The sequence below is a fragment of the Tibeticola sediminis genome, assembly GCF_003843835.1.
Classification (GTDB): domain Bacteria; phylum Pseudomonadota; class Gammaproteobacteria; order Burkholderiales; family Burkholderiaceae_C; genus Tibeticola; species Tibeticola sediminis.
Map to the genome: position 1 here is coordinate 168,431 of NZ_RKQL01000001.1, position 14,313 is coordinate 182,743.

Annotated in this window: 10 protein-coding genes; 5 read left to right on the forward strand and 5 right to left on the reverse strand. The window is 67.1% G+C overall.

Annotated elements, in window-relative coordinates:
- Positions 1–21: 21 nt before the first annotated feature.
- Complete coding sequence (locus tag EDC62_RS00820; protein WP_124219392.1) at positions 22–915, reverse strand: diguanylate cyclase; 894 nt, start codon at positions 913–915, stop codon at positions 22–24.
- Positions 916–1,127: 212 nt separating this feature from the next.
- Positions 1,128–1,994: a UTP--glucose-1-phosphate uridylyltransferase GalU gene (gene galU / locus EDC62_RS00825; RefSeq protein WP_124219395.1), complete on the reverse strand. Its 867-nt coding sequence runs from the start codon at positions 1,992–1,994 to the stop codon at positions 1,128–1,130.
- Between the two features lie 181 nt (positions 1,995–2,175).
- Between galU and EDC62_RS00830 the strand changes: the two genes are divergently transcribed.
- Positions 2,176–2,670, forward strand: a complete 495-nt coding sequence (locus EDC62_RS00830) for a flavodoxin domain-containing protein (protein ID WP_124219397.1) — start codon at positions 2,176–2,178, stop codon at positions 2,668–2,670.
- Between the two features lie 27 nt (positions 2,671–2,697).
- Here EDC62_RS00830 and EDC62_RS00835 read toward each other — a convergent pair whose 3' ends face one another.
- Together EDC62_RS00835 and EDC62_RS00840 are read right to left on the reverse strand one after the other, a co-directional pair.
- Entirely contained in the window at positions 2,698–6,204 is a 3,507-nt protein-coding gene (locus tag EDC62_RS00835; protein ID WP_124219399.1) for a UvrD-helicase domain-containing protein, read from the reverse strand.
- A complete protein-coding gene (locus tag EDC62_RS00840; protein ID WP_124219401.1) occupies positions 6,201–8,849 on the reverse strand; it encodes a PD-(D/E)XK nuclease family protein in 2,649 nt (882 codons plus the stop codon). Before EDC62_RS00840 ends, EDC62_RS00835 begins: the two co-directional genes overlap by 4 nt.
- A 140-nt stretch (positions 8,850–8,989) precedes the next feature.
- Between EDC62_RS00840 and trxA the strand changes: the two genes are divergently transcribed.
- From trxA to EDC62_RS00860, 4 genes are all read left to right on the forward strand, one after another.
- Complete coding sequence (gene trxA / locus EDC62_RS00845) at positions 8,990–9,325, forward strand: thioredoxin TrxA (protein ID WP_124219403.1); 336 nt, start codon at positions 8,990–8,992, stop codon at positions 9,323–9,325.
- A 272-nt stretch (positions 9,326–9,597) separates the two neighbouring features.
- Positions 9,598–10,860 (forward strand): transcription termination factor Rho, encoded by a 1,263-nt coding sequence (rho, locus tag EDC62_RS00850; RefSeq protein ID WP_124219405.1) that lies wholly within the window; start codon positions 9,598–9,600, stop codon positions 10,858–10,860.
- A 76-nt stretch (positions 10,861–10,936) separates the two neighbouring features.
- Entirely contained in the window at positions 10,937–11,197 is a 261-nt protein-coding gene (locus tag EDC62_RS00855; protein ID WP_124219407.1) for a type B 50S ribosomal protein L31, read from the forward strand.
- Between the two features lie 84 nt (positions 11,198–11,281).
- The gene (locus tag EDC62_RS00860; protein ID WP_124219409.1) at positions 11,282–12,991 is read left to right on the forward strand and encodes a hypothetical protein; all 1,710 of its coding nucleotides are present in this window, start codon (positions 11,282–11,284) and stop codon (positions 12,989–12,991) included.
- Here EDC62_RS00860 and phoR read toward each other — a convergent pair.
- On the reverse strand, positions 12,966–14,276 hold the full coding sequence (phoR, locus tag EDC62_RS00865; protein ID WP_124219411.1) for a phosphate regulon sensor histidine kinase PhoR: 1,311 nt from the start codon (positions 14,274–14,276) through the stop codon (positions 12,966–12,968). The genes EDC62_RS00860 and phoR overlap by 26 nt on opposite strands.
- Positions 14,277–14,313: the final 37 nt, after the last annotated feature.

Here is a 14,313-nt window from a genome sequence, read left to right on the forward strand (position 1 = left end):
GGGGGCAAGATCGGCCTTGCCTTATTCCGCGAGAACCACGCGGTCGCGGCCGGCTTGCTTGCCTCGATACAGCGCCGCATCGGCCCGTGCCACGGCGGTCGAAAGCTCTTCCTCCGCGCCGACCGGCGCCAAGCCCGCTGTAAAGCTCACCGTAAGGCTGCGCCCGTCCGGCAGGGTCGCGGGGCTGCGGGCGAGCGCCGCGCGCAAACGCTCGGCGGCGCGCAGGGCTTGAGCGGCATCCGCGGTCCGCAGCAACACCAGGAACTCCTCCCCGCCGAAGCGATACAGGGGCTCGCTCTTGCGCAGCTGCTTTCGAAGGGCTTGGGCGAAATGCACCAGCACGGCGTCGCCCGCCGGATGACCGTAACGATCATTCACCGCTTTGAAGTGATCGATGTCGAGCATCAAGACCCAGAGCCGTTCGCCATGCCGCAGCGCATCCGCCCGGCACAGCGCGAAATCCCGCTCGATGCCGTAGCGCATCGGCAAGCCGGTCAGCGCGTCATGCCGCACCGCGGTCGCGAGCGCCAGCGTCTTGACATGGGCGAGCTGATCGATGAATGCCCGCTGCGTGCGCTCGAAAGTGTCGAGGGCCTCGGCCGAGCCGGGCTGCCCCTTCAGGACGGCGTCGCAGATCGCACGCACGGCCGCGTGCATGGCTTCATGTTCGTGGGCGATGGCGGCAGCCGCGTCGGCATCGAGCGCCTCGAACTGAGCATAGGCCGACTGAAACCAACGGCCGAAACGGCACAGCCGATGCGCCTCGGCCGAGAGCACGTCGTCGCCGGGCGAGACGCGCAGGACCGCACAGCGCAGCAGCCGGCGCGACCACTCCATATGCGCTTCGACGGCGGCGTCGAGACGGTCGACGAAGTCGCTGAGTTCGGGATCGATCGGGGTGTGCGTCGCGGTCATGATTACAAATTGTTAGCCTGTGCCCGGTCTTTTTCAACCCAGATTGGCCATGAGGACGAGCGAAGATGGCGCGGCGGTTTGCGCGTGGATTCGCGCACGGGAGAGGAGCCAATAGCCGAGGCTATTGGCGACGAGCACGGGCGCGAAGACGCCGCAAAGCGACCGCCAGGGCGCGCGTAGGCCCGCAGGGCCGCCTCATGGACAATCTGGGTTCAACCAATCTCGCGCATGAGCGCGCGCAGCGCCGGACCGGTCTCGGGATGTTCGAGGCCCAGCCGCAGCGTGGCCTCGAGGAAGCCGGCTTTGCTTCCACAGTCGTAGCGACGCCCCGCGTAGCGATAGGCATAGACCGCTTCCTCAGCCAACAAAGCCGCAATGCCGTCGGTAAGCTGCAACTCCCCACCGGCACCCGTGCCCACGCGATGCAGATGGTGAAACACCCGGGGGCTGAGGATGTAGCGCCCGACGACGGCCTCGGTGCTCGGAGCCTGCTCCGGCTCGGGCTTTTCCACGATCGCATCGAGCGCGGTGACCGATGCCGCGACGCTGCGGCCGTGCACGATGCCGTAGCGCCGCGTCTGCTCGCGCGGCACTTCCTCGGTCGCCAGCAAACTCCCACCAAGCGAGCGATGCAGCGCCACCATTTGTGCCAGCACGGGCGGCTCACCGACGAGCAAATCGTCGGCGAGCAGCACTGCAAAGGGTTCGTTGCCGACCAGACGCTCGGCACACAACACCGCCGCACCCAAGCCGTTGGCCCGCGGCTGGCGCACGAACACACACTGCACCTCGGGCGGCTTGACCTGGCGAACCACTTCCAGCAAGGCGAGCTTGCCCGCCTGCTCCAACTCATGCTCGAGCTCGAACGCCGTGTCGAAATGGTCCTCGATGGCCCGCTTGTGCCGACCGGTGACGAAGATCATCTCGGTGATGCCTGCCGCATACGCCTCCTCGACCGCATACTGAATGAGCGGCTTGTCGATGATCGGCAACATCTCTTTCGGTGTGGCCTTGGTAGCCGGCAAAAAACGGGTGCCGAGGCCCGCGACGGGGAACACGGCCTTGGTGATCGGGCTCATGGGTGGGGAATCGGGATTGGGGACAGCGAGCCGGCCACGCTCAACCGAAGCGGCCAGACCCTGGCATTATGCGGCTCTCTCCAGCACCCAACGGATCTCGGAGGCGCCGCAGATCGCCAGCATCCCACCGACCGATACCGCCCGACACTCAGCCGCGAACAGAATCCCGAGCACACCGATCATGACCACGACCCCATCCACCCAACCCTTGATGATTCTTTATGGCAGCTCCGGCGGAACGGCCGAATCCGTCGCGCAGGCACTGGGCATGGAGGCGTCCGATCTGGGTTGGAGCCCGACCGTGCAGGCGCTCGACACGGTCGACCCGGGCGTTTTCGATGCGGCGGCCGAAACCACCTTCCTGTTTTGCACCTCGACCACCGGCGCCGGCGACCTGCCGGAAAACGCCCGTCGTTTCTTCGAAACGCTCGAGCAGCAGCCCCGATACCTCGGCTCGGTGCGCTACGGGCTGCTGGGGCTCGGAGACGAGGCGGGCCATCCCCACACCTTCTGCGGCGCGGCGCACCTGATCGACGAGCGGCTGCAAGACCTCGGGGCGCAACGTCTGGGACCGCCGCTGCTGATCGACACCGCGCATAGCGATCAGCCCGAGACCGTCGCCGTCGAGTGGTTGCGCGCTTGGTCGGCCACGCATGGGGCAGCCACCCAGGATTGAGTTCGCTCCTCCCACCTGGGGGCGGGTTCAGCGCCCGCGATCCGGGGACGGTTCTGGGAGCACCAAGAACTGCCCGGCCCCGGTGATGAAGCCCGCGTAGACCTCGGCGCCGGGATGGAAGGCCGCCACCGCCGCTCGGTAGCGCTCGAGCTGCAGCCGCAGGCTGTCCTGCGCCTGCGGCTGGGCCGCGCTCTTGAAATCGAGCACCCACCAAGCCCCGTCGCGCCGGCGCACCAGCCGGTCGATGCGCAGCAACTGCCCTTGCCACAGCAGCGGCACCTCGTTGGCCTGCCAGTCGATCACGGCCGCATCCCATGCCCACTGCGCCGCACCAAAACGCGCGGCCCGTGCCAGCGACCAGGCCCGATCCGCCTGAGCGCCGTCGAGCCCAAAGCGCTGCTCAACGCTGCGCAGCAGCGCATCGGGAGCGGCGCCCGGTGGTGCCCCGAAAACCCGCGCCTCATGTTCCAGCAGCCAATGCATCGCCTGGCCGACCCGGGCCGTCTCGTCATCGGGCGCTTCGATCCGAGTGATCGCCTCGGTACCTGAACGGTTCGACCGCACGAGGTCCTTGGGGTCCAACCCGAGCCCTTCGACCGGCAGCGGCTCCAAGCCCCGCAGCAACACCGTCGAGCTCGTGGCTGCCCCCGACAAGCCAGTGTTCGGCAGCCGGGTCGACGCAGCCGGCACCACCCACTCTGGGACATGCGGCATCAAACGCCGCCAGGGCGTGGGCTCGGTGCCGCTCGACGCCTCGACGGCGCTGAGCACCAAGGTCTCGCGGGCGCGCGTCATCGCGACATAGAGCGCATTGAGTTCCTCGCGACGGCGCTCGGCCTGCTCACGCTCAAACAAGGGGGCGATGTCCGAGGCCTGGTCGGCCTCAGCGGAGAGAAAAACCAGCCGTTGCGGCGCTGGCGCCTCGGCCGGCCAATCCACCAGCACCCCAAATCGATTCTTGCCCTGCGGAAGCTTGTCGCTGTCCAGCAGCACCACACAGTCGGCCTCGAGCCCCTTGGCCCCATGGATGGTCAGCAGCCGCACCGCCGCGGCGTCGCCCAAGGGGGGCGCGGGCTGTCCGGCTCGCTTCAGGGCACGGACCACCGCGTAAGGGGTTAAACACCGCCCGCCCGCGATGTGCAGCGTCGCCTGCAGCAAGGCGTGCAGCCATGCCTGAACGGCGCTGCGCCGGGCAAGCGGGGCGGCCGCCACGAAGCGGGCGACGACCTCACCCTCATCAAAGATTTGCGCCAGCGCATCGTGCGGAGGCAAGGCCGCCAGAGCTGCCTGCCAGCGCGGCAACAACCGGGCCGCCCGCTCGAGCGCGGGATCGAGCGCCGCATCGTCCGAGAGCAGCACCGAAAGCCAGGTCACCGCAGCCGCCTCGCGCCTGCGCGCCTCGGCGACGCGCAAGCTGAGCCGCACCAAGGCGTCGTCGCTCACGCCAAACAAGGGCGACTTGAGCGCTCGGGCCAGCGACAGGTCCTGCACCGGTGAGACCAGGACATCGAGCAAGGCGACGACGTCCTGCACCTCGGGCAGTTCGCTCAGATCGCTGCGCTCGGGCTGCTGCGCCGCAATCCCGAGCGCGCGCAGCGCATCGTCGAGCAGCGACAGCCGCGCGCGTTGCCGCGCCAGAACCATGAATTGCTCGGGCTTGGCGCCCAAGGCGATCCGAGCGGCGATCCAAGCGGCCACCTGCCGCGCCTCGCGCTCGAGCAGCGTCTCTTCGGCCGTCAGCCGAGGCTCGTTGAGGCTATCCCGCCAGACCGGCACGTCCACGACGGCCGCAGCGTCCTCGGTGTTCGGTCTGTCAGCGGCCGCTGCATCGCCTCGATTCCCTGCACCCCCCGCATCTGCCGCTGGCTCAGACGCAGCGGCATCCGAAGCCGACCGCGCCTTCGATCGGGATGCGCGCGGGATGGCCGGCAGCCGCCCGACCTCGCCTAGGCTTTTGGATTCGGTGCTGTGGGTCCGAAAACCGGTGGTTTCGCCGGCCGCCTGCGCGGCTTCCATCACGGTGTTGACGGCTTCGATGACCGCGCTGGCGCAGCGCCGCGAGTGATCGCAGCCGAGCACGCTGCCACCGAGCCCCTCGCGGATGAAGCGCTGGGCCGCAACGAACACCTGCGGCTCGGCACGGCGGAAACGGTAAATGCTTTGTTTGGGATCGCCCACGATGAACACGCTCGGGGCCGTCCCCGCACCCGCGTAGGCGCTGAGCCAGGCATACAAGGCTTGCCACTGCAGCGGGTTCGTGTCTTGGAACTCGTCGATCAAAAGATGCCGCAGCTGGGCATCGAGTCGTTCCTGGACCCAGCCCGAAAGCGTCGGATCGGCGAGCAAGCGATGGGCAGCGCGCTCGATGTCTCCCATGTCGACCCAGCCGCGGGCACGCTTGAGTTCGGCGTACACCCCGAGCAAGCAGCGGCCGAGCCGCAGCATGCGTTGCTGGTGCATCCAAGCCCCGTGCTGCCGCCGCGCCGCCAGCAACTCCCTGAGCTCGGCTTCGGCCTCGAGCGCCTCCGGAAACTTGCCGAGATGGTGCTTGAGCCGATCCTCATCCCGGACGAACAGCGCCCCGCGCAACGCGTCGAGGAGCGCCTGGGCCCGCTCGGTATCGCCGCCCTGCACCGCACCGTCTCGCGGGTCGGCAGCCCCTAAAGCGTGCGCTTCGAACGCGTCGACGATCGCCCGCGCGGCGTTTTCAGCGGTCTTGGCGCGCGCCCGGCCGAGGGCCTGCGCCCTCTGCAACCAGCGCGCTCGGGCAGCCTCGGTGCACAGCGCCAGCGCCGGCTCGGCATAACCGGCTAAGGCCGGAAACAAAGCCTGCGCGGGCGCGACCGATCGCTCCACCACGCCCAGCGCATCGGCCAGCGCAAACTCGGTTCGGCGCTGCAACAAAGCGCTCAGCGCCTCGATCGCGCCGGAGCGGCCGACGGCGGCCACCAGGGCTGCGTAATCAGCCTGAAGCGACGGATCCGCCGAAACCGCTGCATGGAAGGGCCGCCAGACTTCAGCGAACACCTCTTCGTCGCGCTCGATGAGTTCGTACACGCTCGGCAGGCCGAACTCCTGCAACACCGCCATCGGTGCAGCGCGCAGCAGCGTCGCAAACCAGCTGTGAAAGGTGCGAATCTGGATCGGCCGCTCGGCCGCAAGCAGCCGGTGCTTCAAACTTTGTAGCTGCTTGGCCGCATTTTCCGCTGGCCCAGGGGCTACTCCACGCTCAATCAGGGCCTTCACACGCTCCTCGTGACTCGCCCGTGCGAGCTCATCGACCAGTTCGAGCACGCGAGCGCGCATCTCGCCGGCGGCCTTGCGGGTAAACGTGATCGCGAGTATCTGGTGCGGCTCGGCACCGTCGAGCAAGGCGCGCAGCACGCGCGCCACGAGCATCCAGGTCTTGCCTGCGCCCGCACAGGCCTCGACGGCCACAGGCCGCGCCGGATCACACGCGAGGGCGTAGAACTCCGCCGGCTCGGCCTGCCGCACGTCGATCCAGTAGGAGGGTTTTGACGGCCCGCCGCTCATGGTGCGCCCCCCTCCTCCGCTCGACCACCCTCGGGCCAGGAGTCGCGCCGGCACAAGCCCCGGGCCGCACACCAGTCGCACGCTTCTCCCTCGCCCAGTGCCCGCAGCGGATGGCCCTCGGCGACGCGCCGAAGATCGAACTCGATCGAGCGCAGCAGCGCTTCACGCCGGGCGTCCACCTCGGGCAGCGCATGGATCGTGCAGCCTTCGCGATCATGCACATTCAGATACGCCGCTTCGACGGTTAACTCCGGGTAAAGCGCGGCGTAAAAAGCCAGTTGCGTATCCTCGTCGGGCTCGCGCACACGCTTTTGCGTGCGCTGCCTCGACTCGGTCTTGTAGTCGACGAGGCGCGTGCGCCCATCTTGCAGCCGGTCGACCCGGTCGATCTGCCCGACCAGCAGCCAGGGTCCGAGCCGCCGCTCGCGCCACAGCTCCACGCCTTCGACCTGCGCCAACAGCGGCGCGTCAACTTCCAGCAGCCATTCGAGATAAGCCTCCCTCAGTCTGGGCCAGACCAAGCGGTAGGGAAGGTAGTCAGGCGCCTCCAGCCACCGCCCCCCATCCACCGCCGCCGCTGCCGCGTCGAGCGACGCCCGCAGATCCTCCCGCGCACGACCCGAAGGTCTGGGGCACGCATCGTGGAAGCGGCGCAAGATCTCGTGCAACCAACGGCCATAGTCGCTGGCGTCGAGCGCCTCCTCGAGTTCGTCGAGCGAGCGCAAACCGAGCTGACGCAGCGCAAAGAACCGATACGGGCAGGTGCGCAGGTCCGCATACGCACTGGCCGACAGCCGCTCCACCGGCAAATCCGCCCCGAGCGCCTGCGGGGGCCATTGCGGCGCGAGAGCAAGCGCGCGCGCGCTGCGCGGGTCGGCCGCCTCTTCCCAAGGCTGGGTGTCCAAAGTCGCCTGCAGCAGCGGGCTGGGCATCAGCGGCTCGCCCTGTTCATCCTGCATGCGCCACAAAATGTCGATCTGCGGCGCGGTCAGCGCGCCGGCCCAGGCGCGGCGTTGCGCCCAGGCCCAAGCGCTGCGATCGGGCAGCCCCAGAATCCGCCGTTGCGCGTCGCTCCAAAATCCCAAGGTCTCGGGAACGAGTGGCAGGCTGCGCGCATCACAGCCCGGCAACACAGCGGCGCCGAATCGGCGCAAGCGTATCTGCCCCAGCGGCACAATGATCACATCGACTTCGTCCGTAGCCGGCGGCACGAAAGACGCAGACTCCAGCGCAGACTCGACCCAAGACAAAAACTCCGCAGCGGTCGTTCGGTGCTGGGTGCTTTCGAGCCGACGCCAGGCGGCACGGGCGCACTCTTCCAGCCCCAGGACCGCAAGCACTTCGCTGCCCGCAGGATCGGCAGCCAGCGGGGCCCAGAGGCCCAGCTCGCGCAGCACCTCTGCCAGCGCATCCTGCCATTGATGGAACGGCCGGGGCGCGCCCAGCCGGCTGCGCCAGCGTTCGACCGACGCCAGCCATTCCCGAGCGATCGTGTCGAGGCCACTCGCGCCGAACGCCTCCGAGCCCGCCTCCTCCAGCGACGCCAGTCGCAGCGCGTCCCGCCAACGCGCGCAGGCCCGCTGCCGGCTCCAACGCTCGAGCGCATCCACCCCGTGCGCATCACCAGGCAGATTTTTCAGCAGATCGAGCACCTGGTCGGTCGAGGCATCCCAAGCACAGGCCCTCAGCACGGCGACGATGCGCGCCGCAGCACGGGTCGTCGAAAGCCTCCAGCCCGTCTCGTCGCGCGCCCGCACACCGCGCAAGCCCAACCATGCGCGGATGCGCCGCGTCAGCAACCGGTCCGTTGCCGCCAAAGCCACCGGTCGCCGCTCGCTCCGCACATGGGCGAGAACGCAGGCCGCCGCCCGCTCGGCTTCTTCTTCGAGATCACCGACTTTCGCATGCACCCGCAGGCGCCCGGGCGGGATGGCCTCCTCCTCCTCCTCCTCCTCCTCCTCGACCGTGAACGGCTCTGCGCGTACGCCCCAATGCGCAGCGAGCGCATGCAGCAAGGGGTCGGGGATGAAATGGTCCATCCAGAAAATCAGCTCATACGCCGCGGTCGCCGCGTCGTCCCACAAGGCGTCGCTGGCGTAGGCCGACTGCGAAGCCCAAGTCAATGCCAGCGTCGCCAAGGCACGCTCATGCCGCAGCCAAGGCGCATCCCAACCGGCCACGCAGCCGTGGATGCAGCAGCGCCCCCACTCCGCACGCCGCGCCGGGGCCTGCGCTGCGGCCACCGGCACCAGTTCTGCCGTGGCCTCCACCAAGCGGGGCGCAAGCCAGGCCGCATCCGCCCCGAACCCCGCCCGCGTCAACCAATGCCGGGCCGTCAGCAGGTCGAGCGCCGTCTGCCCCGTGAAATCCAAGCCTGTCGGCTCGCTCCAGGCCACCAACCCAAGCTCATCCGCCCACTGGCGTGAGGTTTGAAACCGCGGCATGAAGCCCTCGCGCTCGCGGCTCCGCCACAGCTCGACGACGGTCGGGACCAACTGCGCGTAAGGCAGCAAAACCACGACCCGCGACGGATGCACGCCGCGCGCCTGCATCCGCCGGCTCAGGTGCTCGAGCGCCGCTGCCCAACGCGCCCGGACATCAGCCTGTGGCGCAATCCGGTCCGGTTCTTCTGGGATGGAATCCATCGCGTCATTGTGCCGCGGCGACTGGCGCCGGTTTCTGTCACAATTTCTCCTCCCCGGCAGCCAGCGCGGGCGCGGACGCAGCAGCAAACCGCCCCCGGTCACGCCATCCTGATGACCCCACAACCCTCCCAGATCTCGATATGGCCAACGAATTGATTCAGCACGTCACCGATGCGAGCTTCGAAAGCGACGTCCTTAAATCCGACCTTCCCGTCCTCGTCGACTACTGGGCCGAGTGGTGTGGGCCCTGCCGCATGATTGCCCCGATCCTCGACGAAGTGGCCAAGGAATACCAGGGCAAGCTTCGCGTCGCCAAGATGAACGTCGATGAAAACCGTGAAGTGCCGGCCAAATTCGGCATTCGCGGCATCCCGACGCTGATGGTGTTCAAGGGCGGTCAACTCGCCGCAACCAAGGTCGGCGCACTCAGCAAGTCCCAGCTGACCGCCTTCATCGACCAGCAGCTCGCCGCCTGAGCGGCGCAGCAGCCGGGGTGCACCGGCCGGTGCACCCCCGTATGGAAGCGCCCCAGATCGAGTGCCCGGCGCGGCAGTCGTCTTGCTCGAAACACCGAGTCCTGCGCCGCCGGTTCTCCCGTCATTTCCTGTCATAATTCGCCCAGCGCCGACCTTCACGGCGCGCGTTGCGACACCACGGCAACGTCTTCGACTCCGCCCTCGGGCCCGGGTCCCCTCTTCCGTCCCATCTCCATCGGCCCCGTTCCGGCCGCATTCCACGCAGGTTGCTCATGCATCTCAACGAACTCAAGGCTTTGCACGTCTCTGAATTGCTCAAGCAGGCCGAGGCCCTCGAAATCGAGAACCCCGGCCGCATGCGCAAGCAGGAACTGATGTTCGCGATCATCAAGAAGCGGGCCAAGGCCGGAGAGCAAGTCTTTGCCGACGGGGTTCTTGAAATCCTGCCCGACGGCTTCGGCTTCTTGCGCAGCCCCGACACGAGCTTCACGGCCAGCACCGACGACATCTACATCAGCCCGAGCCAGGTGCGGCGCTTCAACCTGCACACCGGCGACATGATCGAAGGCGAAGTTCGCATCCCGAAGGATGGGGAACGCTACTTCGCACTCAACAAGCTCGAAAAGGTCAATGGCCTGCCGCCCGAGCAAAACAAGCACAAGGTGATGTTCGAAAACCTCACCCCGCTGTTCCCGAAAGAGCAACTCAAGCTCGAGCGCGACATCAAGAGCGAGGAAAACATCACCTGCCGCGTCATCGACATCTTTGCGCCGATCGGCAAGGGACAACGCGCCTTGATCGTCGCGCAGCCGAAGTCGGGCAAGACGGTGATGATGCAGCACATCGCCCATGCCATCACGGCCAACTACCCGGAAGTGCACCTGATGGTCTTGCTCGTCGACGAGCGCCCGGAAGAAGTCACCGAGATGCAGCGCACCGTCCGGGGCGACGTGATCGCCTCGACCTTCGACGAGCCCGCCGCGCGCCACGTTCACGTCGCCGAAATGGTCATCGAACGCGCCAAGCGCCTCGTCGAGCTCAAAAAGGACGTGGTGATCCTGCTCGACTCGATCACCCGTCTCGCCCGCGCCTACAACAACGTCGTTCCGAGTTCGGGCAAAGTGCTCACCGGCGGTGTCGATGCCAATGCTTTGCAGCGGCCCAAGCGCTTCTTTGGTGCCGCACGCAATGTCGAAGAAGGCGGCAGCCTCACGATCATCGCCACGGCGCTCGTCGACACCGGCAGCCGCATGGACGAAGTCATCTTCGAAGAGTTCAAGGGCACGGGCAACTGCGAAATCCACCTCGAGCGGCGACTCTATGAGAAGCGGGTGTTCCCAGCCATCAACCTCAACCGCAGCGGCACCCGTCGCGAGGAACTCTTGCTTCCGCCCGAAGTCTTGCAAAAGACCCGGATCCTGCGACAGTTCATCTACAACATGGACGAGATCGAGGCGATGGAAATGGTGCTCAAGAGCATGAAGTCCACGAAGAACAATTCCGAGTTCTTCGACATGATGCGGCGCGGCGGCTGACCGTTATAATGAAGGGCTTTGGCGAAAAGTACTCCGGATGGGCCGGGGCGGCTCTCGCGGCTGAAGAAGAGGCATCATGAAAGAAGGCATACACCCCAACTACCGCGAAGTCTGTTTCGTGGATCTGTCGAACGGTTTCAAATTCGTCACGCGTTCCTGCGTGAACACGAAGGAAACGATCAAGATAGAAGACGGCCGCGAACTGCCGCTCTTCAAGCTCGACACCTCGAGCGAGTCGCACCCCTTCTACACCGGAACCCAAAAATCGGTGGACACCATGGGCGGTCGCGTCGAGAAATTCCGCAACCGCTTCGGAAAGACGGCTGCCGCCAAGTAAGCACCGGCAAGGCACCATCGAGGGCAGCTCGGGCAACCGCGCTGCCCTTTTGTTTTCCATCGCTGGCCCGTCCGACGCCCCATCGTGAATCTTCCAACGCCCGCCATCGTTGCCCAAAGCGCCGTTCGGCGCCTGCCCCGCTGGGCGCTGCTGATGCTCTGCGGCGCGTATCTGTTGGCGGGCTATCTCGGGCGCGAGCCTTGGAAAAGCGCCGACATCACGGGCTTCGGCTACATGCTCGAACTCGCCCGCACGGCCCCGTGGGATGCGGTGACCTGGCTCGCACCGCGCATCCCGGGCAGCGACGCGCCCGCCGCCGATGCCTTGCTGCCGTATTGGCTGGGCGCCTGGGCCGTCGCCGGCTTGCCTCTACCCTCGCCCTGGGCGGCGCGGTTGCCCTTCCTGGGCTTGCTTGCGCTCGCCATGGCGTCCACCTGGTACGCGGTCTACCACCTGGCGTTGACGCCGCGTGCCCAGCCCGTCTCGTTTGCCTTCGGGGGAGAGGCTCGCCCCAAGGACTACGCGCGTGCGATTGCCGACGGCGCGCTGCTCGCGTTGCTGGCCTGCCTGGGGCTTGCGCAGTTGAGCCATGAAACCACGCCGGCCGTGGCGCAACTTGGTTTTGCAGCCCTCTTGATGTTTGGTGTGGCGCGAACCTTGCCACCGGAATCACGCAGCCCTTGGCCGGCGATCTTGGCCTTACCCGGCCTCGCGCTCAGCGGCGCACCGGCCCTGGCCACCCTGCTCGGGCTCGGCACGGCGGGCATCCTCGCCGGGTCACACCCGATGGGCGAAGAAGCCCCCCGGTCCCGGCGCGTGGCGCTGGTGATCGCGGCTTGCACCCTCTTGACCGCCGGGCTCTGCGGCGTGCTTGGGCTGTGGCGTTGGCGAGTGGAGCTTCCCGAAACCGGATGGGCCTGGCGCAACATCCTCCGCCTGTTCGTTTGGTTCACCTGGCCGGCTTGGCCGCTCGCGCTCTGGAGCCTGTGGCGTTGGCGTCTGCAGTTGCGACAACCCGCCCACCATCCGCACCTGGCGCTACCGCTGCTGTTCGCGGTCGTTGCGAGCGCCTCCGCCGTGTTCACGCCCACGGGCGACCGTTCGCTGTTGCTGGCGCTGCCGGCCTTGGCCACCCTGGCGGCGTTTGCGCTGCCAACGTTGGAGCGCAGTGTGGCCGCGCTCATCGACTGGTTCACGCTGATCTTCTTCAGCGCCTGCACCCTCATCATTTGGGTGGTCTGGACCGCCATGCAAACGGGCTTTCCGCCACAACCGGCCGCCAACGTGGCCCGCCTGGCGCCCGGGTTCGAACCGAGCTTCGTGCCCTGGGCGTTCGTCGTCGCGGTGCTCGCCACGTTCGGCTGGGTCCGCCTCATTGCCTGGCGCGCCGGGCGTCACCGTGCTGCGATCTGGAAAAGTCTCGCCCTCCCCGCTGGGGGCGCGGTGCTTTGCTGGGTGCTCTTGATGACCCTTTGGCTGCCCTTGCTGGACTATGCCCGCAGCTACGTCCCGTTGGTGCGGCGGGTGCAAGCACTGATCGGAACCCCCGGATGCGTGGCCGTCGCAGAACTCACGCCCGCGCAGGCGGTGGCGCTGCGCTTTCACGGCCAGCTGGAACTGCGGCAAGGCGCAGACTCTGCCGCTTGCCCCTGGCTGATCGTCGACGGCTCGCGTTTCGATGCGCCCGTGACGGCCAGTGCGGGCTCCGCATGGGCACGTGTGGCTTCGATTCAGCGGCCAAGCGACAACAACGAATTTTTGACGATCTTCAGACGCGTTCCGGCTCAGCCCTGACGCGGTTCGTTGGAAAAACCAGGGAAAAGCGTGAGCCTTTGCCGATCGCGCTCGCAATGCGCAGTTCGCCGCCGTGGCGCTGAATCACGTGTTTCACGATGGCCAGTCCCAAGCCCGTGCCGCCCGTTTCCCGCGAACGGCTCTGGTCTACCCGGTAGAAACGCTCGGTCAGCCGCGGCAGGTGCTCGGCCGCAATGCCAGGCCCCGTATCGGTCACCGAAAACTCGAGGCGGCCATCGGGCAGCTGCGACCACTCGACGTCGACCCGTCCCCCTCCCGGCGTGTAGCGGAGGGCATTCCCGACCAGGTTGGAAAAAGCGCTGCGCAACTCGCTGCGTGCGCCCGCCAGTTGAACTTCAGGAACCGGTCCGAAATGAAGCTCATGCGGCCGACCGCTTTGCATCGACAGGGCTTGGGCCAGCCCGCGCGCCTCATCCTCAACCGGATGCATGAGCAAAGGCAGATCGACCCATTCATTGAATCCGGGCGTCGGGCTGCCCTCGAGCCGTGAAAGCGTGAGCAGATCGCTCACGAGGGTTTGCATACGCTCGGCCTGCCCGGCCATCAACGCCAAATAGCGCTCGCGTTCGGCCGCATCCAGTTCGAGGTTCTGCAGGGTCTCGATGAAGCCCGTGAGGACCGTCAACGGGGTACGGATCTCATGCGAGACGTTGGCCACGAAATCCCGCCGCATCGCCTCGGCCTGGGCCAGCGCCGTGACATCGCGCGAGAGCAGCAGCAGCCGCCCGTCCCCATAGACATGCAACTGGACCGCAAGCTTCTGCGGCAAGGCGGCTGACCCGCCGCGGCCGCTGACTTGAGTCTCCTGTTGGTAGTTGCCCGCAGCGAAATAAGCGACGAATGCCGGATCCCGAACCAAGCCGGTGATCGGCTGAAATTGGTCGCGCGACAGGTCGATCCCGAAGTGGCTCCCGGCCGTCTCGTTGCACCACTCGATGCGGCCTTGGGCGTCAAGCAAGACGAAGCCATTGGGCGACTGTTGCAGGGCGCTCAAAAAAGCGGCCAGGCGCCGCTCCGCGGCCTCGACCTCCCCAGCCTTGGCACGCAACAGCCGACGAATCCGATCGAGGAACTCCGCCCAGAATCGGGTGACGGTCGGCAGGTGCGCGAGGTCAGGGTTCGCCAGCCAGCGGCGAGCCCGCCGGCGATTGACCACTTCGAAGCCGGCTGCGACCAGCAATGCCCCCGCCAGAGCGCCCGGCAAGCCTGCCAAGCCGCCCCCGATCAGCCCCGCCAACACCCACCAGGAAATCGTGTGCATCATCCTAAATCCGGAAGTTGACCGCTACTCGCGAAAAGCA